At 45.1% G+C, this 23,033-nt stretch carries 15 protein-coding genes; 12 read left to right on the top strand and 3 right to left on the bottom strand.

Features of this window, described 5'->3' with window-relative positions; translation table 11 throughout:
- The first annotated feature begins 10 nt into the window (after positions 1-10).
- The 6 genes from BAZ21_RS03930 (at position 11) to metK (ending at position 8,461) form a co-directional block, all read left to right on the top strand.
- Complete coding sequence (locus BAZ21_RS03930; RefSeq protein ID WP_068497279.1) at positions 11-1,357, top strand: efflux RND transporter periplasmic adaptor subunit; 1,347 nt, start codon at positions 11-13, stop codon at positions 1,355-1,357.
- A gap of 535 nt (positions 1,358-1,892) precedes the next feature.
- The gene (locus tag BAZ21_RS03925) at positions 1,893-4,253 is read left to right on the top strand and encodes a copper amine oxidase N-terminal domain-containing protein (protein WP_068497278.1); all 2,361 of its coding nucleotides are present in this window, start codon (positions 1,893-1,895) and stop codon (positions 4,251-4,253) included.
- Between the two features lie 98 nt (positions 4,254-4,351).
- Complete coding sequence (locus tag BAZ21_RS03920) at positions 4,352-5,866, top strand: stalk domain-containing protein (RefSeq protein ID WP_068497276.1); 1,515 nt, start codon at positions 4,352-4,354, stop codon at positions 5,864-5,866.
- A 70-nt stretch (positions 5,867-5,936) separates the two neighbouring features.
- A complete protein-coding gene (locus BAZ21_RS03915; RefSeq protein WP_068497274.1) occupies positions 5,937-6,518 on the top strand; it encodes a hypothetical protein in 582 nt (193 codons plus the stop codon).
- A gap of 115 nt (positions 6,519-6,633) precedes the next feature.
- Positions 6,634-6,924 (top strand): alpha/beta-type small acid-soluble spore protein, encoded by a 291-nt coding sequence (locus BAZ21_RS03910; protein WP_068497273.1) that lies wholly within the window; start codon positions 6,634-6,636, stop codon positions 6,922-6,924.
- Between the two features lie 334 nt (positions 6,925-7,258).
- Complete coding sequence (gene metK, locus BAZ21_RS03905) at positions 7,259-8,461, top strand: methionine adenosyltransferase (protein WP_068497271.1); 1,203 nt, start codon at positions 7,259-7,261, stop codon at positions 8,459-8,461.
- 163 nt (positions 8,462-8,624) lie between these two features.
- Here the strand turns inward: metK and BAZ21_RS03900 are convergent, their stop codons facing one another.
- Genes BAZ21_RS03900 through BAZ21_RS03890 form a run of 3 tightly spaced genes read right to left on the bottom strand, consistent with a single transcriptional unit; the run spans position 8,625 to position 14,105 of the window.
- Entirely contained in the window at positions 8,625-9,524 is a 900-nt protein-coding gene (locus BAZ21_RS03900; protein WP_068497270.1) for a TetR/AcrR family transcriptional regulator, read from the bottom strand.
- A gap of 58 nt (positions 9,525-9,582) precedes the next feature.
- Positions 9,583-12,699, bottom strand: coding sequence for an efflux RND transporter permease subunit (locus tag BAZ21_RS03895; protein WP_068497268.1), 3,117 nt, complete (start codon positions 12,697-12,699; stop codon positions 9,583-9,585).
- On the bottom strand, positions 12,696-14,105 hold the full coding sequence (locus BAZ21_RS03890; protein WP_068497266.1) for an efflux RND transporter periplasmic adaptor subunit: 1,410 nt from the start codon (positions 14,103-14,105) through the stop codon (positions 12,696-12,698). Before BAZ21_RS03890 ends, BAZ21_RS03895 begins: the two co-directional genes overlap by 4 nt.
- A 265-nt stretch (positions 14,106-14,370) precedes the next feature.
- On the opposite strand from BAZ21_RS03890, the gene BAZ21_RS03885 reads away from it, so the two are divergent.
- The 6 genes from BAZ21_RS03885 to BAZ21_RS03860 all read left to right on the top strand — a co-directional run bounded on the left by BAZ21_RS03885 (position 14,371) and on the right by BAZ21_RS03860 (position 22,768).
- Positions 14,371-17,088, top strand: coding sequence for a stalk domain-containing protein (locus BAZ21_RS03885; protein WP_068498007.1), 2,718 nt, complete (start codon positions 14,371-14,373; stop codon positions 17,086-17,088).
- Positions 17,089-17,135: 47 nt separating this feature from the next.
- A complete protein-coding gene (locus BAZ21_RS03880; RefSeq protein ID WP_010349692.1) occupies positions 17,136-18,296 on the top strand; it encodes a sensor histidine kinase in 1,161 nt (386 codons plus the stop codon).
- 4 nt (positions 18,297-18,300) lie between these two features.
- Positions 18,301-19,023, top strand: a complete 723-nt coding sequence (locus BAZ21_RS03875) for a response regulator (RefSeq protein ID WP_068497264.1) — start codon at positions 18,301-18,303, stop codon at positions 19,021-19,023.
- Positions 19,024-19,112: 89 nt separating this feature from the next.
- On the top strand, positions 19,113-19,553 hold the full coding sequence (locus BAZ21_RS03870) for a hypothetical protein (RefSeq protein ID WP_068497262.1): 441 nt from the start codon (positions 19,113-19,115) through the stop codon (positions 19,551-19,553).
- 204 nt (positions 19,554-19,757) lie between these two features.
- Positions 19,758-21,854 (top strand): helicase-related protein, encoded by a 2,097-nt coding sequence (locus tag BAZ21_RS03865; protein ID WP_068497260.1) that lies wholly within the window; start codon positions 19,758-19,760, stop codon positions 21,852-21,854.
- Between the two features lie 350 nt (positions 21,855-22,204).
- On the top strand, positions 22,205-22,768 hold the full coding sequence (locus BAZ21_RS03860; RefSeq protein WP_256019679.1) for a ComF family protein: 564 nt from the start codon (positions 22,205-22,207) through the stop codon (positions 22,766-22,768).
- Positions 22,769-23,033: the final 265 nt, after the last annotated feature.

Below are 23,033 nucleotides of genomic sequence, written 5' to 3'. Positions count from 1 at the left end.
AAGAGATATAATGAATAAAAAAAGTGCTCTGATTGCCACGACATTGCTTTTATCAGTTGCATTGGCAGGCTGCGGTGGGGGAGAGGCTCCCGCTGCTTCACCTGCTGCCCAAAAAGCAATTCCAATCCAGGTAGCAAAAGTAGCTAAAGGCAGTCTGGCGGATTCAACAGGGATTGTAGGCAGCTTCGCGCCTAAAGATACGGCTCAGGTTTCCCCGAAAATTAGCGGAAAAATACAGAACATTAATTTGACGGTAGGGCAAAAGGTAAACAAAGGCGATGTTTTGTTTACGATTGATCAGAAAGACATTCGGGATTCCATCACGCAGTCTCAAGAATCCTATCAGGTTGCACTGGCTAATTTGAAGCAGGCTGAGTCTGGAGCATCACAATCGGTGCAGCAGGGTGAATCGAGTGTAGACCAAGCTAAAAGTGCACTTGTTCAGCAAGACAATGCTATTACACAGGCTCAGAATGCTCTGGTAGATGCTCAGAATTCTGTGCGTGATGCCCAAAGTACGCTAACTCGAAATCAGCAGTTGTTTAGTGCAGGTGCTGTTTCGCAATCTGATCTAGAGCAGTCTCAAATAACGCATAGAAAAGCTCAAACAGCGCTGGAAAACGCTCAGCTTGCACTTCATAATGCGCAAACGTCCAAGGAAAGTGCTCAAACAACATACAGTAATGCTCAGAAATCTTTGCGTCTGGCACAGCAAAAAACAGGTATTGATGTAGCACGTGCTTCGGTAAATCAGGCCAAGGCTGCTTTGGATACGGCACGTAGTCAGCTTGTTGACGCTGTCGTAAGAGCCCCTATGTCAGGCACTATTTCCGTAGTGTCAGGTACAACAGGGCAAATGGTCAGCTCTCAATCAGCTGTAGCTACAATTGCAAACACCAATCCGATCCTTGCCAAGGTAAATGTATCTGAAGAGGATCTGCTTAAGTTAAATGTAGGCTCCACTGTGACTGTAGGGGTGGACTCGTTAGACAAGCGAATTGAAGCTAAAGTGACAGCGGTCAATCCCGTTATGGATAATGATCTCAAGGCATATCCTGTCGAAATAACAGTCCCTAATCCTTCTGGCGAGTTCAAATCCGGTATGGTAGTGAATGTTTACATGAAATCAGAAGCTGCACACAATATTCTCGTGACGCAGGATGCAATTACGGAGCAGGCGGGGAAAAAGTATGCGTATGTAGTTGAGGGATCCACAGCTAAGCGGGTAGAGGTGCAAACAGGCGAGGAAAGCGCCAAACAGGTTGAAGTAACCAAAGGGCTTACTGAAGGGCAGACTATTGCCGTTAAAGGTATAAGTCTGCTTACAGATGGTGCGAAGGTTAATATAGTGAAGTAATTGTTTTTGTAATATTCAAAATAAATACTGTTACTCCGTCATTACCTACTGCTTAAAATGTATAAGAGCTCAAAGGTATCTTTGATCTTTTGTATACATTATATATTCTATGGATATTTCTCAATGAATATACTTCAATAAAAGCTGCTTTAAAAGCACAGGGAAAGCCCTTGTACATTTAAGGCTGATAAGGTAAAAGTTGTAGGATGACGGAGGAACAGGTTTAATAGTATAATTATGACTGTGGAAAGCGGAATACATAATCAAAAAAAATAAATTTTTTTTTGAAACTGACGCAACTTTTTAAACCTATGCTACGTCTAATTGGGTGAGTATGAAACAAAGGGGTACAAAAGCGTGTAAAGACAAAATTCGCTAAAAAAAATCTTTACGGCATTGTTATCACATTGTATAATACTGGAGTACGTCGTAAATGGACGCTTTCTTTCAACTAGATTCCAAGCTTCTGTGATATTGTCACAGATATCATTTTATAAGGGTTCTCATAAAGCTCGGAAAGGAGGTGTAACGACTGATGAGTGACAAGATCCGACAAAAAGACAAAAATAATATTTCTGTTTATATTCAAGGAGGAGAAAAAAAGGTTATGACAAAGTTTAATAAAAAAATGATCAACGTGCTGGCAACAGCAACATTGGTTGCTGGTGTTGCAGCTCCAATCGCAGCTTTGACTGCACCAACTGCAATCCATGCGGCTTCCAGCTATACTGCATTGAGCACTCCTAGCATTAGCTCTAGTGCACAATCTAACGCTACATTGGGTAGAGCAAAAGTTAGCATTAGCCAAGCTTCCATCGCTGCTGGCGCATCTTTTACAGTAACATTGCCAAAAGGCTTTGAATTTTCTGGCGCTAATAACGGAGTTGGTCGCGTAACTACTGCTACTGATGATACTTATGGTTTGGGCGTATACTTGGATGCACAAGATAACGACGATCCAGAAAACATTCCATCTACTGGATATAACGACGCTAATGCAGTGGAAGTTACTAAGCTGACTAACAACTCTGCAAAAGTAACTTTGAATTTCAGCAACTCCAAAGATAGCGCTGATCTTTACCTGAACTTTGGTAAAGTTAACGTTACTGGACCTAGCAATGGCCCTGTAAAAGTTTCTATTGACGCTGCTTCCGCAAGTGGTCTGACTAGTGGTGAAGTTACAATTGCAAATGTAGTTTCTTCCGGTCAAGTATCTTTGTCTGTAGCTGATACTGTTTCCAGCGAAGAAAACTTCACTGCAACTTTGAAAGTTAAAGAAGAAACTGCTGGTTCTTTGGCTAACAACAACAACATTAAATTCAAATTGCCAAGTGGTTTCAAATGGAACACTGCTGGTAATGCAACCGTTCTTTATGGTGATATCGCTTCTGGTGATGTAATCACTAAAATTGACGGCGACACTTTGACTTTGTCCTTGAAAAACCAAAGCACTAAACAAACATCTTTCCAATTGCCTGTAGAATTCTATGTTGATGATGAAACTAGTGCTAAAGAAGGCGATGTTACAGCTAACATTTCCGGTAGTGCAACAACTGACGTTAGCTCCCTCGTAGTTGGTAGCTATGGTCAAATCGGTGGTGGCGTTTCCGTTGCTACTCCATCAACTATCCTTGCAGGTCATGACGAACAAAAACTTGGCGACATCGTAATTAAAGAAACTGTTGCTAAATCTTTTGTTAATGGACGTACTGTAACTTTGCGTCTGCCTGAAGGTGCTCGTTGGCAGTCTACTTTCGAAAGCAACAGCCCAGGAAGCAACTTCGTAGGTTCTATGGAGAACACTAACGGATTGGGTGGAGCAGATGTTTCTTACACTGACTCTGACAAACGTACTTTGAAACTGACTTTCAAAAACGTTAACAGCACAACTGATGCTGGTACCCTGAAACTGAAAAACGTTGAAGTTGCTACACAACCAGGTTTCTCTGGCGATCTGAACGTTGAAGTTGGTGGTAGCCAAGGTCTGAGCGGTACTGTTAAGGTTGCAACTGTGAAACAAGCAGTTACTTTGGCTGCTGCTTCCAAACCAACCCTGACAATCGGTCTGGGCGACCAACAAGTTGGCGACATCACAATCACTGAAGCTGCTAAAGAAGCTTTCGTTAAGAAAGACGGTAGCCGCGAAGTAATCTTGGAATTGCCAACAGGCGTACGTTTTGCTTCTACTCCAGAAGTAAAAGTTACAGCTGGTGACGTTAAAGTGAAGAGCGTATCTACTGATACTTACGGCGAAAGCAACAAAGGCCGTCTGAGCTTCTACATCGACAGCGAAAGTGCTACTCCAAGTACAATCACAATCTCGGCTCCTAAGCTGACTGTTGACCGTACTGTAGCTCAAGGCGACATCGTTGCTAAGCTGAAAGGTAGCGCAGTTTCTTACACTGCATACAAAGGCGCAACTGACAACACTCAAAACTGGAAAGACAACAACACTGCAGCTGCTGAAGTAGCAATCGCAACTGTTGGAACTCCAGCTCCAGGCGCTACTAGTACTAAAGCTGTCTTCACACTGGGAAGCACTTCTTATACTGTAGATGGTCAATCTAAAACAGCAGAAGTAGCTCCTTATGCTGAAAACGGACGCACTTACTTGCCAGTACGTTATGCAGCTGAAGCTTTGGGTGTATCCCCACAAAACATCCTGTTTGACAAAGCAACTTCCACAGTTACCCTGATCAAAGGTAGCACTGTTGCTCAAATCAAACTGAACACAAACCTGTTGACTGTTAACGGTTCTGTGATTCGTATGGACGTTAAAGCTGTAACTAACAAAAACCGTACTGTACTGCCAATCTCTTGGGTAGGTAGAGCGCTGGATGCATCCATTAACTATGATGCAACTGCAAAAACAGTTACTGTTGAAAACAACAAGTAATTAAGAGCAGCTCTTTTGAGTTAACTGAATTAGATGAGAAGAGGGTTCCTTTTGGAGCCCTTTTCTTTTATTAGCCTTATTGACAAAGGAGAGAAATTATGAAACGTTTTGGAGTGGCACTACTGTCCACATTGACTCTTACTTCTACGTTTGCCAGTCTTGCAGGTGCTCAATCAGGTGATATAAAGGTTATTATTAACGGTGTAACTCAGCAATATACACAGTCTCCAGTGGTTAGTCAAAATACAACCTTAGTGCCTCTTCGCGGTGTCTTTGAAAGCTTGGGAGCGCAAGTGGAATGGGATAGCAAAGCTAAAAAAGTAACGGCATCTAAAAATGAAGATACGTTGACTTTAAATGTTGGTTCTAAACTTGCCTATAAGAACAGCGCACCTGTGCAATTGGACGCTGCAACTCAAATTCAAAAGGGCCAAGTATTCGTTCCTTTGCGTTTTGTGAGCCAATCATTAGGCGCCAAAGTAGATTGGAATCAGACTACACGAACAGTAACGATTTCAAATCAAGCTAATGGAAGCACTACTGGAGATAGCTTGTCCAGTAAGCCTTTCACAGCTCCGGTGACTAAAGTTACTTATGACACATACTATAACGATTCTTTGACCTATAATGATGCGGTTAAGCTGGCTATAGCTGATAGTACCTCCGTTAAAACAGGAGAAGTGAATATCGATCAAGCTGGCAAGATTATGAAGGAAACAGGTAAAAATATTGACTTTGTTCCTGCCGAAGCAGGTGATGAAGCACAAGATAAAGCTTTTAAAGGCTATGCCCAAACTAACCTTAACTATACGGCTGCCAAAAAGAACCTGGAAATGACCAAAGAAGGCATTGAATATAATGTGAAGGATCTTTATAACAAGCTTCTTCAAAAGCAAAATGCTGTTAAGCTGGCTGCTTTGAATATTGAAGATGCTGAGCGCAAGCTGAAAGTTGCACAAATTAAACGAGATAATCAAATGTCGAGTGATTATGAGGTGACTCAAGCAACCAATCAGTTAACTCAAAATCAAGCTGCTTTAGACAAGGCTAAAAAAGATCTGGATAGTGCATATATATCTTTGAATCAAGTGATTGGTTACAAGCCAGAACAGCGTTACGAATTGAAGGATAAACCTGTTTATTCTGAATTCAAAGATAATGTGGAAACTAAGGTGAGCCAAGTACTTACCAGCAGCACGGCTATTTGGTTAAGTGAACAAAAAGTGGATTTAGCTGAATTGAGCTTGAAGCTCTACAGTTTTAATACTCAAGGAACGACATACGAAGCTCAACAACTTGATGTTGAGAAAGCTCAGTATGCTACAGAAGGTACAAAGAGACAGCTTGAAGAAGCTGTAAGAACGATTTATAACAACATCAAAGGCTTGGAAAGTCAATACTCTCAAATTCAAGCTGGTTTGGTGAGCGCTAGAAGTGCGGCTGATATGGCTAAAAAGCAATTTGATGTAGGCCTGGCTACTGAACTTCAGGTTTATGAGGCTAATTTGAAAGTGACCACTGCTGAACAGCAAGCAGAGGACTTGGTTTCAAGTATTGATACTTTGAAGATGGCTTATAACAAACCGTGGGCCATGCAAGGTGCTTCTTCTTAAAGCAAGCTAACAACAATACTAATATATAATTATTTTTACAGAGGCATGAACCTGCTGTAGGAGGATCAGCATGAAATCACGCTACAAAGTATCGTTGGCTGCAGTTTTACTTGGAGGAGGAATCATTGCAGGCTCCTTAATGAACAACGCAGCAAATGGAGCCTCCAGCTCTGGACAACCAGGCACAGCTGATGATCCGGTCGTAACCAAAAGCTATGTCGACCAAAAGATCGCTCAGGCCATCAAAGGTGGGACACCAGCAAGTAGCACTAATAGTAAAACGACTACTTCTGCGGCTCCCGCGACAAATGCCACTTCTAGTACAACAACTTCGGGAGCCTCTAGCACAGGCAAAGCTTCCACATCGGTGGAACAGACCGAGGAACTGAAGGTTGTTGATGTAAAGCCTGGTCAAAAGTTGATTGCCAAAGCTGGAGCGGAATTTATTTTACGTAATGGGTATGCTGTTGTGTATAGTATGGATGCCAGTGGTGCTATTGATATTACTTCTGGAACGGAAATTGTTCATAATCAGGCTGTTGAAAAAAATCATTTATTATCTTTTCCTAGAGAAGGAAGAGGTATTCAGGTAAAAGAAGGTCAGAAGTTTGGCCTGGTCGTTATGGTGCGAGGCGGTTATACGTTACAGTAACTGCTCTTGTTCATAAATACTGTTTGGGATAGCAAATTGTTCTTGGCTAATTGATCTCTAATCGCTGCACACTAACCTCATGAAAGACAATACTATGTAATGGAGGGTGTGTATAATGGCGTCAAGAAGTCAAAGACAATTAATTCCCGAAAGCCGTGCCAGATTACATGATTTGAAGTATGAGATCGCTGCTGAGTTTGGACTTCCTGTCTATAACCCTCAATATGCACATATACATCCCAACGCTGATAGTGAATTCGCTGCGGAATTGGGGGAGTTTGCGGGAACTGGGAATATGGCCTGGCGAGATTTAACTTCAAGGCAAAACGGTTCTGTTGGCGGAGAAATTACGAAGCGATTGGTACAATCTGCTGAGCGTAGCTTATCTGAATTTGGTGCATTATAAATTACAATAATCTCTACAAATTCCATAAACATAGTAGCTTGTGAAGTGAAGTTGTTTGCATGTGAGTCGAAAATGATTCACATGCAAACTTATTCCGACTTCGAAGCTTGTAATTAAGCGATATGAATTGACACCTTGTTTTAAATAGGATATCATGACATTTGAGGCTTGTACGCAACCTTTTCCTACCGGAAAAGGTTCATTTTTTGTTAATCAGGTGAAAAGATATCTTCCTGTCATATGCTGGCTTGAAGGTGCCCTGAATAGTACCATCGTCATGTAAGGATTTCTCATATAAATCCTCATGTATTTTAATTATGGGAGGTTGAAGTTCATGTCTGTAAAGGGCCGTCATTTGTTCACGTCCGAGTCTGTAACAGAAGGGCATCCAGATAAAATCTGCGATCAGATATCCGATGCTGTTTTGGACGCCTTTTTGGCTAATGACCCTAATGCACGGGTAGCATGTGAAGTATCGGTAGCTACCGGTCTCGTTCTCGTCATTGGTGAAATCAGCTCCAAATCGGAATACGTGGATATTCCATCCATTGTACGAAACACAATCAAGGAAATTGGCTATACACGTGCAAAGTACGGTTTTGACTACAACACTTGCGCTGTATTGACTTCTTTAAATGAACAATCTCCGGACATTGCTCAAGGTGTTAATGCTGCCTTGGAGAGCCGTGATCCTGCTGAAGTGGATAAAGAAACAGAAAACATTGGTGCAGGGGACCAAGGTTTGATGTTCGGTTTTGCTACAAATGAAACCCCTGAGCTGATGCCTTTGCCTATCGCTATGTCTCACCGTATTGCACGACGTTTGTCTGAAGTGCGTAAGGATGGAACACTCAATTACCTCCGCCCAGACGGTAAAACACAAGTAACGGTTGAGTATGAGAATGGCAAGCCTGTTCGTATCGATGCCATTGTGGTTTCTACACAGCATGCAGAGGATACGACATTGGAGCAAATTCAAGCAGACATTAAGGAAAAGGTTATTTTGCCGGTTGTTCCTGCTGAATTGCTGGATGAGCAAACCAAATATTACATCAACCCGACGGGTCGCTTCGTTATTGGTGGACCTCAAGGAGATGCAGGTCTGACAGGTCGTAAAATTATTGTCGATACATACGGTGGTTATGCACGCCATGGCGGGGGAGCATTCTCCGGCAAGGATCCGACCAAAGTGGACCGCTCCGCTGCTTACGCTGCTCGTTATGTAGCAAAAAACCTTGTGGCAGCTGGATTGGCTGACAAGGTGGAAATTCAGCTCGCATATGCGATTGGTGTAGCTACGCCGGTTTCGATTAACGTGGATACATACGGTACAGGTAAAGTAAGCGATGAGAAGCTGGTTGAACTGATCCGCAGCAACTTTGATCTTCGTCCAACAGGTATCATTCGCATGCTGGATCTACGCCGTCCAATCTACAAGCAAACGGCTGCCTACGGTCACTTTGGCCGTACAGATCTGGATGTACCTTGGGAGAGCGTAGACAAGGCAGAAACATTGAAAGAACAAGCGGGTCTATAATTCCTCGCATGTTCTTAAATAACAGTAATAAACTAAAAAAGACTGTCTCATGTAAATGAGCAGTCTTTTTTAGTTATGTTTCGCAGACTAACTACAGCAGATTCAGCAAAATTTACTTTATCGGCGTCTGAAAGTCTGTTATAATGCACCGAATGATTGGCTATTATTCCGATACCGGTGCAAGGTCCAATAATTTTTTGAGTAAATGGCAAACCTTTTGCAGTTCCTTACGCTGCTCCAAGTAAGAGAAAAGAGCTTTTAAGAGCCCCTTTTGAGGGCTCGCTTTCAGAGCCTCCTCCTTTAACAGAGCGAAAATTTGCTGGTACTCCTGCTTATCCTCCAAACTCAAGGTAGACAACAGTATGCTGTCTTCCAGAGAGTGGAGGAGGCTTTGGATCTGGCGCCCATGATCGAAGGGACTGCTTAGTACACTTTCGGGCATCCAGCCCTGACGGCTCCACAAATGAGGAGCCGGATCAGCGCTATTCAGATTGGCTACCAAGGATTTGATTAAGAAGATGATGAATTGCGTAAGATGCTCAATCGTTTCATCGTTCATTCGGTCAGCAAAGAAACGAATATATTCAAATACAACGCTTTTGAGCACAAAGGTAATATCCCATACATAATCTTCAATACTTGGTCCGAAAACATCGATCAGGCAGTCACATATCCATTTGTACAATTTGTATTCATGTTGTTCGAAGGTGCTGTTGAGTTGTTCATTTTGAAAAATAAGCATAGACGGCTCGGGAAGATCCATCATCAGGTATACTTTGTTTTTCACAAGATTTCTTAAATAAAGCACAGTAAAATCATGCAGCTTATCCTCATTAGTGAGGTCGGGTTTACTGTAAAGTGCTCTGATGTCTTGTTCAATATTGTTCTCCAGAATAACGCACATTTCCAGAGGCAATTCTTCTTTTCCCTGAAAATATTTATAAAAGGATGCCTTTGCCATCCCGCTTTCTTTGGCGATTTCTTCAACAGATGTTGAATAATAGCCCTTTCTGGAGAACAGCCGAATGGCTGCCTGTAAAATATCATTTTTTTTGCTTTCCATACATACTACCCCCTAGGGGCCAATCCGCCATCCCGCCGCTTTACTCCATACATTCATTCTACAAAGGCCGGTCGGGTGTCATAACTGTGTGTTGCTGTTTTTGGAGCTGACGGCGCATCTTGAACTTGGCCATAATCATATATAAGGACGGCACGACAAACAAGGTTAGCAAGGTTGAAAATAGCAAACCGAAAATGACGGTAAAGGCCAGTGGCTTGAAGAGAAGACTTCCCAACAGAGCTAACGGGATCATGCCTACAATGGCCGCCAGAGAAGTCAATAAAATGGGTCTGAAGCGGGCAGCGGCTGCTTGTATCACAGCTTCTTTTAGCTCCATTCCTTCATGTCGGGCATCCTCGATAAATTCAATTAACACAATACCGTTCCGTACAACAATACCTGAGAGTGCAATAATCCCCATGATACTCATAAAACCGATAGGCATGCCAGTTAAGAAAATACCAATAATGCCGCCAGCTGCTGCCAGATATACGGTTGTCATAATGATAATAGGGATGGACAGCGAATAAAACTGCATGGTAATCAAGAGTAAAATGAGCAGGACTACAACGATTGCCAGCTTTCCTAAATCCCCGAATATGGTGGACTGATCGGATGTTTCGCCGCCTACCTCCCATTTATAGCCTTCAGGGAACTTCATTTGTGCCAGTTTGCTTTCTACATCCACCATTGCATCGCTTGCAGTTCGCCCGTTCAAGTCGGCTTCTACCGTAATCGTCCGCTCCATATTGTAATGCTTGATTTGCTGAATAGCAAATGAAGGCTTAATCTGTACGAGCTGGTTTAACGGAATCTGCGCACCGGCTGAATTGACTACACTTAATTGTTGGAAAAGCGTGCTGGGCTCCTCGTTGTCATGATTCAAATACAATTTGATATCCACCAGATCGTTTCCTGTATCAAATTGGCTAACTTTAGCCCCTTCTTTTAATAAAAGCAGGGTACGAGTCAGATCTGTGTAGCTTACCAGGTATTGATCCATGGCTTGTTTGTTGACCTGCAAATCCAGTGCATATCTTTCAATTCCTATATCATCCATGACACCGCTTGTACCCTCTACTGTGGCAATCTGCTCTTTTACTTTTTGGGCAAGGGTTTGTAGCTGATTCAGGTTCTGACCTGAAATCCGAATAGAGATGGGCTTACCCACCGGGATTCCAAGACGAGGAATATACGTCGTCACAGTAGCTTCAGGATAGGATTTTTTAGCATGCTGTTCCCAAGCATTGACTGTCTTATTGAGATCGAAAATATTTTTTTTACCGACGATAGCAACTTGTCCTACAGTCTCATCATATCTAATATCACCACCCGAACTACTAATGTCACTAAATAGTTGCGGAGCAGTTCCTCCGGCACTGTAGACGACCTTGGAGGTTTCGGGCTGCTTCTTGATCCAGCCTGCAATGTCTTTGACAACCTGATCTGTTTCTGTAACGGAGGTGCCTATAGGCATCTTTATATTTAATGCAACATGAGGGTCCTCTGCTTCTGGAAAGAGTTCAACTGAGGTGAAAGGAACCAATCCATAAGCGGCCGTTCCAAGCATAAGTCCTGCCATTGCAGTCAGCAAGGGACGCTTAATGACTTTGGGCATCAGCTTTTGTGAGTACAGCTTGTTCAAAGACTGAATCTGCCGGCCCAACAAGCCTGCAGGCTTCGTTTTACCTTGAGGTCGCCGAGTCTGTCTGCGTTTCTCATACCATTCTCGAAAAATTGGGATAATGGTGAGTGACATAACCATGGAGGCAAGCATGGTCAGAGAAACAATGGCCGGAATAGGCTTGATGAATGCACCTACATTTCCGGGTAGAAACAACAGTGGAGCAAAGGCCGAGATGGTAGCCAGTGTTGCAATCAAAATCGAAAGCATCACTTCTTTGGTACCCTTTACAGCTGCATCTGTGGGCGATTCTCCTAATTCCGTAAGTCTTCGCTCAATATTATCATTGACCACTACGGCGTCATCAACGAGTATACCAAGTACAATGATCAGACCGACAACGGAAATTTGATTCAGTGTAATACCGAACATAGGCAAAAAGATAATGGCAATCGCAACCGAAATTGGAATCGCCAGTGCGACAAACGTTGAGGTCAGCAAATTCAGGCCCAACATACAAACGAGAATAACAGCTGCAATTGCTAGAATCGTCTCTCGTTGTAAATCACCGAAGATATGATCTACCTGATCCTTTTGTGCAAAAAGAGTCTCAAGACGAACGCCTTCGGGAAGTGTTTTCTCCAGTTCTTTGAGCTTCGCATTGACCTTTTCGTTCATAGACGGGACGTCTGTGCCCTTTTCTGCTCCAATGCTTAGCGTAATGGCTGGCTTCTCCCCTACATAGGCAAAATATTCTGCATGGGGATGTGACAGCTCCGTTGAAGCGACATCTCGCAAATAAACAGGAGCCCCTGCTTCTGTACGTGTCAGAATGGCCTGATTTAATTCTTCGGCTTTTTGGGTTTCCCGGACGATGAGTTGAAAGGTGCGCCCGTTGTATTCAATATCACCGGTAGGAACCCGATCCATTTGTGACTGGATCGCTTGTGCAACCTGTCCCCACGACAGATGGTATTGCTGAAGCTTTTGATTGTCGATTTGGACACGTACTTCCTGATCAGGAAGGCCATTGAACTTGACACTTGATACACCTGATAAGGTATTGAGCTGATCCTTCCACGTTGTGATCAAATCATTTAGTTTATACAGCGGTGCAGGAGAGTCAGCGACCAGGGCATAGGAACCAATAAACGAACTGGTCAGCTTGTCATTCACAACAGGTGTTTCAGCACCTTCGGGAAGATCAGCTTGCGCATCCTGTACTTTTTTACGCATATTATCCCAGACGGTTTGAGGATCAACTCCATTTTTGGATTCAATTAAAATAGAGGAGAATCCGTTGCCGGAAGTCGAACTAATCGTTTTAACACCTTCAACTTCCTTAATGCGCTTTTCCAGTTCTTTGGTTACGGTTTGTTCTACTTTTTGTGGTGAAGCACCAGCGTAGATTGTTGTTACCATAGCATTCTGTATGGTGACATCTGGCATCTCCTGTTTCGGCAATTGAAAAAATCCAAAAGCTCCGACTAAAACAAGCATAACAAAAAACAGTAACGTAATTTTTCGCTTTTTTACGAAATATTCAATCATGGGCGGCCGCCTTCCTCCGCTTTAATCGGATTTCCATCAAACAGATTTTCTGCCCCTTTAATAACAATGCGTTCACCTTCACGAAGGCCGGATACGATTTGCAATTGATTTTCTATAACCTGATCGCCAAGCTCTACGGGTGTTTTAACAGCTTTTCCTTTAATATCTTTGAAAATAAAGGGCTCGCTTCCTGTGTTAATGACCGCTTCAGCGGGAACGAGAATGCCGTTCTTGTCTGTCACCTGTCGAGCAGCTTTAATGACTTGACCAGGCAACCAGTCTCGCTGTGGATTGTTTATAACGATCTCTACGTTAACGATTCCCGTATTGGTACTGGTTGAAGGATAGATGTTGGAAACCGTGCCTTGGCGGCTTTCTTCATATAGCATCACATTCACCGATTGTCCCTTTTTCCAATCTTTGATTTCACTGTCCGGTACCGGCAGTAGTACCTTGAGACGGTCAATAGAGCCTATCCGATAGACGGCCTGGCCTGAAGCGACCAAGTCACCTGCATTCACACTCTTGCCTAAAATAACGCCGTTCACTGGAGCGATTAGACGGGTGCGTGAAAGTGCGAGTTCTGCCTGCCCCTTGGCAACAAGGGCTTTTTCGTAGTTGGCATGGGCTTGTTTTTGGGAAGCCGCAGCCTGCTCACTGGCAGCAAGAGCTTTGCTTTTACCTGCAAGCGCATCCTGAAAGTTAGCCTGGGCGGATTGATGATCTTCGACTGTGGCCCCTTCCAGCAAAAGGGATAGGGATTCCCTGGCTTGCTCCAGATCTTTCAGGGCTGCGGTAGCATTCAGGCGAGCGTTCTCATTATCTGATGCGGTAGCAGCACCTGCTTCAAACAGCTTCTGTGTACGCTCGCTATCTGTTTTGGCTTTATTATAAGCACTTTGTGCCTTATCTACAGTAGCTTGCGCCTGCTGCTTCTCTTGAGCGCGTGCCCCTTTATTGACCTTGTTGACATTCGCGCGAGCTCCTGTAATACCTGCATCGGCAGATTGAATCGCAGAGGCGGCAGCCTGTAAGTTAGCCTGCGCGTTATCAATACCAGCCTGCGCTTCCAGGATGGAGGCAGTCGCTTGTGCCACCTGAAGCTTGTAGTCAGCATCATCCAAACGAGCAATAACGGCCCCCTTCTGTACAGCAGTACCGATAGTGAGATATGCACTGGCTACGGTACCTCCATTTTGAAAAGCCAGTGTGTTTTCCTCATAAGCCTGAAGAGTGCCTGATAAGTTATAGGCAGTATGGAGCGGAGAGGATTTGACAACTGCAGTACGCACAACGGTTGGCTGTGCAGATGAGCCTAAAGCGGCATCTTTCTCCGCACTGGAACATCCAGCGACCGCTATGCTCAGGGATAAAGAAAGTACGGTAAGTAACCGTTGTTTATTCATGATTTCAAACCTCCCGATAGGCCATATGAAAATAGACCTGAACTGATTAGTATGTTTTGAACTTATTAGTTCATTTGTATTATATTGCGCCCATATTGTGTTCGTCAATTCGCTGTTTTCGATTTTGTGAATAAGTTGACGGGATTTTCGTAACTTTTGCCTTTATAATAAGTCTATTAATATAAGAAGACTTTTTTTGTTTATTGTAGAGTACACGTACGGAGCATTCCGTTTGAATACAATGAAGATGGGAGCTATTATCCAAATGTTTTTAAGTAATAGGAAACAGGGCAATGAGAAAGTGGAAGGTAGAAGAATAGCTAAGAAATGGGCCGTTCTGACACTGGCAGGAGTATTGTGGGTAGGGCCGGTTGCTGGTACAGGGGCTCTAATCCCGTTAAATGGCTGGATGTCTGTGCCAATCGCAAATGCAGCCTCCGGTTCAACTGTAAAGCTGGGCGAAGAAATCCTTACTTCTGGTGCAACTTTGATGAAATATCGTTTTAAAGGTTCAAAAGGAACGGCACTGGCTGATATTATTCGGGTGGACTTGCAAAATCCATACGTCAAGCTGGATGTCATGACTGGGAAGAACGGACAGTTCACAACCCGTCAGAGTACTGGTGGCATGGCAAAAGAAACCGGTGCGGTTGCTGGCGTAAACGGAGATTATTTTAATACCTCCAGCGAGGGAGCACCGATTGGCGGACAAGTATCCAAGGGTGTGTTAATGTCTACTCCGTCTGATTTAACAGGCATGTATGCTTTTGCCGTAACCAAGGACGGTTCTCCGATGGTAGAGCAGTTTACTTTTGAAGGTACAGTACAGGCCGGGGATGGGTCATCCTTTTCTTTGGCAGGGATGAACAAGGCTTCATATACGCCTGAAACGAGTGGAAGCAGCTACAGCCACTCCAATGCTATGTATATTTATACATCTGCTTGGAAGGCAGTGGAACGTCCAAAAAACAGCTCGACAACGCCTACCGAGGTATTGGTACAAAACGGTGTGGTTACGCAAGTCTCCAGCAACGCTGGATTGAATATGACAGTCCCACAGGATGGCTATATTTTGCGTACTCATGGTAAGGCGGCTGAATATGCCAAAGAGCATCTGACAGTGGGACAGACAGTAGAAACGAGCTATCACCTTCGTGTGAAATCGACAGGGAGTGAAGTAGATCCTTCCAACCTTCAAATGATGATTGGTGGACATACCATATTAGTAAATGACGGTCAGAAAACCTCGTTTTCCCGAAGCACAACAAGCATAGGCGGGACCCGTGCGCGTACAGCTTTGGGATATTCCCGTGACAAGCGTTATGCTTATGTCATTGCCGTTGAGAAGAACGGGAACAGCGTTGGTGTCTCTCTGAGCGAGCTGCAAACGCTGATGCAAGATATTGGCGTCTGGAAGGGGATGAACCTTGACGGGGGCGGCTCTACTACCATGGTAACTCGTGATTTGGGAGATACGACTGCAGGGCTTACTTTTAATACGGAATACGGTACAGAGCAGCGCAGCGTCGTGAATGGAGTGGGTGTATATACCACTGCTCCTAAAGGAACGCTTAAAGGCTTCACGATTAAAGGCAATAAAACATTGCTGATCGGTCAGACCGGAAGCTATTCCTTCAAAGGATATGACAACTACTACAATCCATTCGATACTTCGAAGGTGCAAGTAACGTGGAAATCCAGCAACCCGGCTGTTGTGTCAGTGAGCGGCGGCATTGTCAAGGGAGCCAAGCCGGGAACTGCTACGCTAACAGCATCCAGTGGTTCAGCAAGCGCTACAACCAAGGTTACGGTGCTTGGAGCAGATGAAATTTCATCACTGACCGCAGGAAGTGGAACAGGCTCACTTGCCGCTGGAGCTAAAATTGCAGTACCTGTAACGGCAAAGACGAAAGATGGCCAGAGCGTCAGCATTACGTCAGATGCCCTCAAGTGGGAATTCATCGGCTTTAAGGGAAGTGTTAAGGACAGCGAGCTTACGGTCAACTCGGTGGACTCGGGTGTGAAAACGGGCTATGCCATCGGTCGCTATGATGGTTTCAGTGCAGTTGTCTTCCTGTCTGCAGGCGGGGAGAGTACAAGCAACTGGGAGAATTTCGAAAATGTTTCGTATCCGATTGATTTTACTTCGAATGTAGCTGGTGTTACCGGGACAGCTGCCGTTGTGCAAGGAGATGGGGATCATGCCAACTCTAAGGTGCTGGAGCTGAACTACGACATGACGGATGGCAGTGGCAAAATGTATGCTTATGCTCAACTGAACGGTACAACCGGAAAAACGCTGGAACAAGCGGCTACATCCATTTCCGTTGATGTGAGAGGAGATAAGAGTCTGAACTGGCTGCGGGCGGAATTGGAGGATGCTCAAGGCAAAACGGCATATATTGATCTGGCCAAAGTGATTGACTGGAACGGCTGGAAAACGATAAACGCAGATATGAGCGGTTTGAATATTTCGTATCCGGCGAAGCTCAAGCGTCTTTATGTAGTCAATGTAGCCGAGGGTCAGGATGAGCGCGCTAAAACGGGCAATGTTGCTTTTGATAATATTTCTTTTAATACACCGGGAACGGTTGGCACCGAAGGACTCAAAAAAGGAACAGCTCAGATGACGATTGGGCAAAAGTCAATGAGCGTGAACGGAACAGCGACCGCGATTGATGCGGCTCCGATGACACGCAATGGGTCAACATATGTGCCGATCAAGTATGTGCTTGATGCTTTTGGTGGGCAGGCCAAGTGGAATGCAGGCGATCAGCGGATCACGATTATGCGTGGCGGTGTACTGATGGATTTGACCGTGGGGAAAAAAGAAGTTGTTCTAAACGGAAAGCGTCAGAGCACTGATGTAGCACCTATAGTATTAGGCGGTAGGACTTTAGTCCCATTAAGACTCGTGTCTGAGCAGTTAGGGATGACTGTAAAATGGGAACAAGAAACGAAGACCATCACCCTCCAGTCATGATATGGTATGATATATACTTGAAATGCTAGGATTGGAGTAGAACATTTGTGGACTTTCAAGCCGATATCATAGACCGAGTCATTAAAAATGCCATCCAGGTGATGGAGAACAGCAAATATCAGATGTTCGAAATATTGGACACGGCCCGGACCGAGCTGGTCACGTTAAATCAGGAGCTTCAAAGTGTCCTGAAGGAAACGGCGGAAACGATTGAAAAGGTGGACCAGCTGGAAATGAATTATCGGCGGTCCCGCATTCGGCTGACTGAGGTCAGCCGTGACTTTGTCCGCTATTCAGAAGAAGATATCAAGCAGGCTTATGAGAAGGCGACACAGCTTCAACTCGATGTGATGATTTTTCGCGAGAAGGAAATGTATCTTAAAGCCAGAAGAGATGATCTGCAAAAGCGAGCCCAAAGTGTCGAGGCTTCTGTCGAGCGCGCCGAAACCATTGGCTCACAGATGGGTGTCGTGCTGGAATATTTGTCAGGTGAGCTGGGACAAGTGACGCGGATCATCGAATCGGCTAAAAATCGACAGTTTATTGGTCTCAAAATTATTTTGGCTCAGGAAGAGGAGCGTAAGCGCATATCTCGTGAAATTCACGATGGACCTGCGCAACTCCTTGCACATCTAGTGCTTAGGACGGAAATTGTGGAAAGAATGATCGCCAAGCAGGAATTTAAGATGGTTCAGGACGAAATAGTAGACTTGAAGAAACAAGTCCGCTCCAGTCTTGAGGAAATGCGCAAGGTCATTTTCAATCTGCGTCCTATGGCCCTGGATGACCTGGGGCTTATTCCGACGCTCCGAAAATATGTGCAAGATTTTGAAGAAAAAACGAAGATTAGAGCTCTTTTTGAAACAAGGGGCAAGGAACACCGTCTCTCTTCCGCGATGGAAGCAGCCATTTACCGTCTGATTCAGGAAGCTTTGACCAACGCTGCCAAGCATGCTTATCCTACCTATGTGCTTGTTGAGATTACCTATCAGGCGCAGCTTGTAAAAATCGTGGTACAGGATAATGGTCTGGGCTTCAAGCCAGAGCTCTTCCAGCAAAAAAGCAAAGATCATGGGCATTTTGGTCTGATTGGTATGCGGGAAAGGGTTGAACTGCTCGAGGGGAGAATGGAGATCGAATCAGCTGAGAATCAGGGCACCAAGATAGTGATTCATATCCCAACCAACGTGGAAAAGGGAAAGGAGTAACAACATGGAAAATCAAGAAGTCAGTAATGCACCCATTAAAGTTCTCTTGGCGGACGATCATCAGTTGTTCCGTGAAGGACTTAAACGTATTTTGAATATGGAGGATGACATTGAGGTCATCGGGGAATGTGGCGACGGCATCCAAGTGCTGGAATTTTGTAACGTAGAGAAACCGGATATTGTTCTGATGGACATTAATATGCCAATTGAAAATGGTGTAGAGGCAACCGAAAAGCTGCGCGAGATGTTCCCGGATGTCAAAGTGATCATCTTATCCATTCATGATGATGAAAGCTACGTATTCGAAACGTTGCGCAAGGGGGCCAACGGATATCTGTTAAAAGATATGGAGGCCGAGTCCCTTATTAACGCAATTCGCTCGGTTCATGAAGGATATGCGTTTATTCATCCGAAGGTAACGGGTAAACTTATTCAGCAGCTCCGCCGGATGACCTACCTGAATGAAACCGGGGCTATGGCTGAGGGTCATACCAAGGAAGCAGGCGTGAAGTTTGTCGCAGGCGAAAATAATCCGTTGACCCGCCGTGAGGCTGAAGTGCTGCGTTTGATGGCTGAAGGCAAGAGCAACAAAATGATCGGTGAATATTTATTCATTAGCGAAAAAACGGTCAAAAACCATGTCAGCAGCATTCTGCAAAAAATGGAGGTTGACGACCGAACACAAGCGGTTATTAACTCGATCAAATACGGATGGGTTACGCTGTAAAGTGTAGTCTTTGCAACCCAGTACATAACCGTGACACCTCTTCCTGTTATACGGCATATATTGTCGCTATAGGAGGAGGTGGAACCTTCGTGACGGCTCACTTGGTTTGGATATTGCTTATATACGGTCTAGGAGCCGCGGTCGTGCATCTCATGTATATACGACAGGCGGTTCAGGCTTATCGCAATGGTGAAGATGCGCACTCATTATCTCCGGAGCATCGTGCGACCCGCTATATTGTGATTACGTCCAATGACGGTGATCGCGTGGAATGGGTGATGCGTTCGTTAAGCATACTTGCTTGGCTACACCGGAGGCCGCTGCATGTGACGGTACTGGATGATGAGTCCATGGACGAAACACTGCCGATTCTGACACGGATGGTGCGTTATAGCCATATGGAAATTTCAGTTATTTCATGTCGTTTCTCACCGGGGGACCCGGTTTTACCGAAGTCAGGCGGTGAAAAGCAGGTTGTTATTGATCTTAGAACAGCCAACCCGTTGGCAGACACCCCGCTTGTTCCTTAATGACAGGGAATTGTGGACACAAGGCTCAAAATCGGATATAAATATGTATAAGCAATTGCATATGCAAGATGGTACGGATCTTGTTGAGGTTCGATTGATGTGAAGCACACTTCAGGCTATAAGCCATAGGAGTGTGCTTTTTTGTTTTTATCTGGTGTGATAAGAAGCAGAAAAAATGATCGTGATAGGCGGGAGGGAAATACGATGAAAATTGCTGTGTATGCGGTTAGGTATATGGGGCATTGGAATTTACGATTGTCTGTGGATATTCGAGTGGATATGACATGGTGGATGCATCGAAATGAGGGACAGAAGAATATTGTCGATAGGTGGGTGTTATTAGGAGAAGGGCTTCCATTGCCTTGGGGAACAAAGCTGTGTGAAATATTCAAGGAACTAGTGGATATGAAGCGATGGGGGAATAAGCAGTGGTGGGGATATATTCTTTCCAACCTAAAGAATGAGCTGTCTCTGGAACCTTTTGGCGGACAACGAATTTTAGCTGGAGAAACAGACCATTTATGCATTTGGGATCGTGTACAAGGCTGGATTTCTGGTGCAGAAAATGAGGGAGAAAGACGAGAAATACAAGGAGCATTATGTTTTATTCAAAAAAAGAATCTCTGCAGTGAAATTGAAGAACTGGATATGCAGTGTGTGGCACGCCAAGCAGATGAGTTGGTTGAATTGCTGACAGGACGCCAGTTGCTCGTACCGGAAGCCGAAGCGCTGTTGGCGGAGGCAGCGCCAGGTTTGGAGCATGCTTGGCGCTCAGCTGCGCAACTAGCATATCTGCAAGGCCGGCTCAGCTTTGCTGCTGGCCTCGCCCCCGCACCACGTGCGCGCTGGTCTGCCGCGCGTGCATATGAACTCCGCTGCAACCGTTGTGGCAGCGGGATGGTGTACCGCACGAGCTGCGCATCGTGCGGACGCAAGGCGTGCGCCTACTGCGAGACTTGTCTCGCACTTGGGCGCAGCCGTGAATGCTCGCTGCTGCTGCGCGGTGCAGCGAAACCCGCCGTGCCGCGCACGGCAGCAGCCCCGGCGGTGGAACTCGACCGCTGGGGGCTGAGCCCTGCGCAACGTGCCGCCGCCGAAGCGGCACTGCGCTTTTTGGCCGCACCACCCGTGGAGGTGCGGAGACGCTCCCACCCGGAAGGCCACTGGCTGCGGGTGTGCGAATTGTTCCGGCGCGGCATGGTTACGCGCCGGGGCTCAGGCGCTGCCGCTACGCATGGCAGTACCCTTGCCGGCAGCGAGCAGCGTGCGGGGCGTATCGCTGATCGGCAAGTCAACGATTTCGCGGCAGAACGTTTTCTGCTCTGGGCCGTGACTGGCGCAGGCAAGACGGAGATGATGTTTCCGCTCCTGCAGCATGTGTTGGAGCGCGGAGGGACAGCGCTTGTAACAACACCGCGCCGGGATGTGGTGCTGGAGTTGGCACCTCGTTTGGCAGTTGCTTTTCCCCAGGCTAGCATGGTAACGCTCTATGGCGGAAGCGCAGAACGTTGGCAAAGAGGACAGCTGACACTGGCAACGACACACCAGCTATTGCGTTATCGTCATGCCTTTGATCTGGTAGTGATTGATGAGATTGACGCGTTTCCTTATCACAATGATCCTATGCTCGCTTTTGCTGCACAAGCTGTATGTAAGCCAGAGGGCAAGTTTATCTATTTGTCTGCTACGCCACCGCATGCCCTGCAGAAAGAGGCTGCACGCGGCTGGCTGCCACACGCCAAGGTTCCCGTTCGTTTTCATCGCTATCCATTACCTGTTCCATATCGCTTAGGGACTGCTCCAGTGAAGCAGTGGCTGCAAAAAGCTCAGCTTCCTGCGTCCTTGATCCAACACCTGCGTGTATCTATACAACGTGGAGCGCAGGTCTTTTTGTTTGTGACACGAATTTCACATATTCAGGGTCTTGTAGAGCTGCTGATTAAACACTTACCTGATGTTCCTATTGCGGGTACCTCATCACAGGATGAAGAGCGAACCGCTAAAGTACGTTTATTCCGAGCTACTGAAATACGTGTACTGGTTACAACCACTATTTTAGAGCGGGGCGTGACTGTTCCACGAAGCGATGTGTACATACTGGACGCGGATAGCAGCCTTTTTGATGAGGCATCTCTCGTCCAAATGGCGGGTCGCGCGGGAAGATCCAAGGATGACCCGTGTGGTGGCGTTATTTTTACATCTTCCCAATGGACTCGTGGTCAAAAGAGAGCAATCAGACAGATTCAACGCATGAATACACTAGCACGAAAAAAAGGCTATCTGAAGGAGAAAAAGCATTAAATGCAGTAAATAAAAAAAGTTTTTTTAGAAATATGAAACCTGAAGCCATGTCGGTACGTAAACTACCAAGAAAGGTGTATTCTGGTATGGGTATGATTTCCAAAACCCGTCTTTTTATGAATTGGCTACTTCATCGTCAGTCCCAAACATGTATCTCTTGTGGCACTCTCACAGGGCATTTTTCCGAGTACTCCGGGATTTGTACTTCTTGTTCTGCTCAAATTCCTTGGATTTACAAAATTCGGTGCGTTCATTGCGGGCGTCCGACATTTTGTCCGGATTGTGTAAGGCCTGTCCGATCAGCAGGCTACTATGTGTGTAATCGAAGTGCAATCAGCTATACGCCGATGATGAGAGAATGGATTGGACAGTTCAAATATCGTGGGAATGAAAAGTATGCTTCTGCGTTGGGCGAGATAATGAACCGAGCCTATCGGGCGATGAGACATGAGTTTACAGACCATGGCCATTCTATTCCCAAACGATCTTTGTGGAACGTAGACGTTGTGACCTGTGTTCCGGTAAGTGAGACAAGACTGGCAGAACGAGGCTTCAATCAGGCTCAAGTTTTGGCAGAAGAGATTGCCAGGCGGAATAAGATCCCTTTCGTATCTTTACTTGCTCGTCCACAAGATACAGGCAAACAGAGCTTTAAAACCAAAAAGGAACGCATAAGCACCATGGATAATGCCTTTGCTGTTGTCCCTGATATGCCAAAGTTGTTGAAGCCTCTTATTTTAAAAGCAGATTCTCGATATACATCAGCGAGGATGCAGTATGTTACTGTTTTGCTCGTAGACGATATTTATACAACAGGTAGCACCTTGCAGGCGTGTGCGCGTGTTTTAGGTGAAAAGGCAGCAGAGCAAGGGGTGCATTTGGCTATTTTTTGCCTGACTTTAGCAAGATCATAAGTCTAAATTTTCTGTATTTGTTATGGGAGGCCTATTTGAAACTATGAAATAAAGATTGAGTAGAGTCCTTTTACACTGCGCAATCAGCAGAATTTGACAACGAGCTAGAAAGAGATATATAATAAAAATATAGAGACAAACAAAAAGTAAGGAAGTGAGGGATGAATTAAGAATATTTCAATTTAGAGGTTGATTTTTTTGGAAAAGAGGAGTAAAATTTCTATCTGTTGATAGCTAACATGAATTGGTAATGAATTGGCTAACG

The organism is Paenibacillus kribbensis (genome assembly GCF_001705305.1).
Classification (GTDB): domain Bacteria; phylum Bacillota; class Bacilli; order Paenibacillales; family Paenibacillaceae; genus Paenibacillus; species Paenibacillus kribbensis_B.
The sequence above is the reverse complement of the archived record's forward strand: the minus strand, read 5'-3'. Positions and strand labels throughout refer to the sequence as shown.

Bases quoted from the DNA above. Each gene is read 5' to 3' on its own strand.
- BAZ21_RS03930 (WP_068497279.1), top strand. From the start codon at position 11: ATGAATAAAAAAAGTGCTCTGATTGCCACGACATTGCTTTTATCAGTT.
- BAZ21_RS03925 (WP_068497278.1), top strand. From the start codon at position 1,893: ATGAGTGACAAGATCCGACAAAAAGACAAAAATAATATTTCTGTTTAT.
- BAZ21_RS03920 (WP_068497276.1), top strand. From the start codon at position 4,352: ATGAAACGTTTTGGAGTGGCACTACTGTCCACATTGACTCTTACTTCT.
- BAZ21_RS03915 (WP_068497274.1), top strand. From the start codon at position 5,937: ATGAAATCACGCTACAAAGTATCGTTGGCTGCAGTTTTACTTGGAGGA.
- BAZ21_RS03910 (WP_068497273.1), top strand. From the start codon at position 6,634: ATGGCGTCAAGAAGTCAAAGACAATTAATTCCCGAAAGCCGTGCCAGA.
- metK (WP_068497271.1), top strand. From the start codon at position 7,259: ATGTCTGTAAAGGGCCGTCATTTGTTCACGTCCGAGTCTGTAACAGAA.
- BAZ21_RS03900 (WP_068497270.1), bottom strand. From the start codon at position 9,524: ATGGAAAGCAAAAAAAATGATATTTTACAGGCAGCCATTCGGCTGTTC.
- BAZ21_RS03895 (WP_068497268.1), bottom strand. From the start codon at position 12,699: ATGATTGAATATTTCGTAAAAAAGCGAAAAATTACGTTACTGTTTTTT.
- BAZ21_RS03890 (WP_068497266.1), bottom strand. From the start codon at position 14,105: ATGAATAAACAACGGTTACTTACCGTACTTTCTTTATCCCTGAGCATA.
- BAZ21_RS03885 (WP_068498007.1), top strand. From the start codon at position 14,371: ATGTTTTTAAGTAATAGGAAACAGGGCAATGAGAAAGTGGAAGGTAGA.
- BAZ21_RS03875 (WP_068497264.1), top strand. From the start codon at position 18,301: ATGGAAAATCAAGAAGTCAGTAATGCACCCATTAAAGTTCTCTTGGCG.
- BAZ21_RS03865 (WP_068497260.1), top strand. From the start codon at position 19,758: ATGAAAATTGCTGTGTATGCGGTTAGGTATATGGGGCATTGGAATTTA.
- BAZ21_RS03860 (WP_256019679.1), top strand. From the start codon at position 22,205: ATGAGAGAATGGATTGGACAGTTCAAATATCGTGGGAATGAAAAGTAT.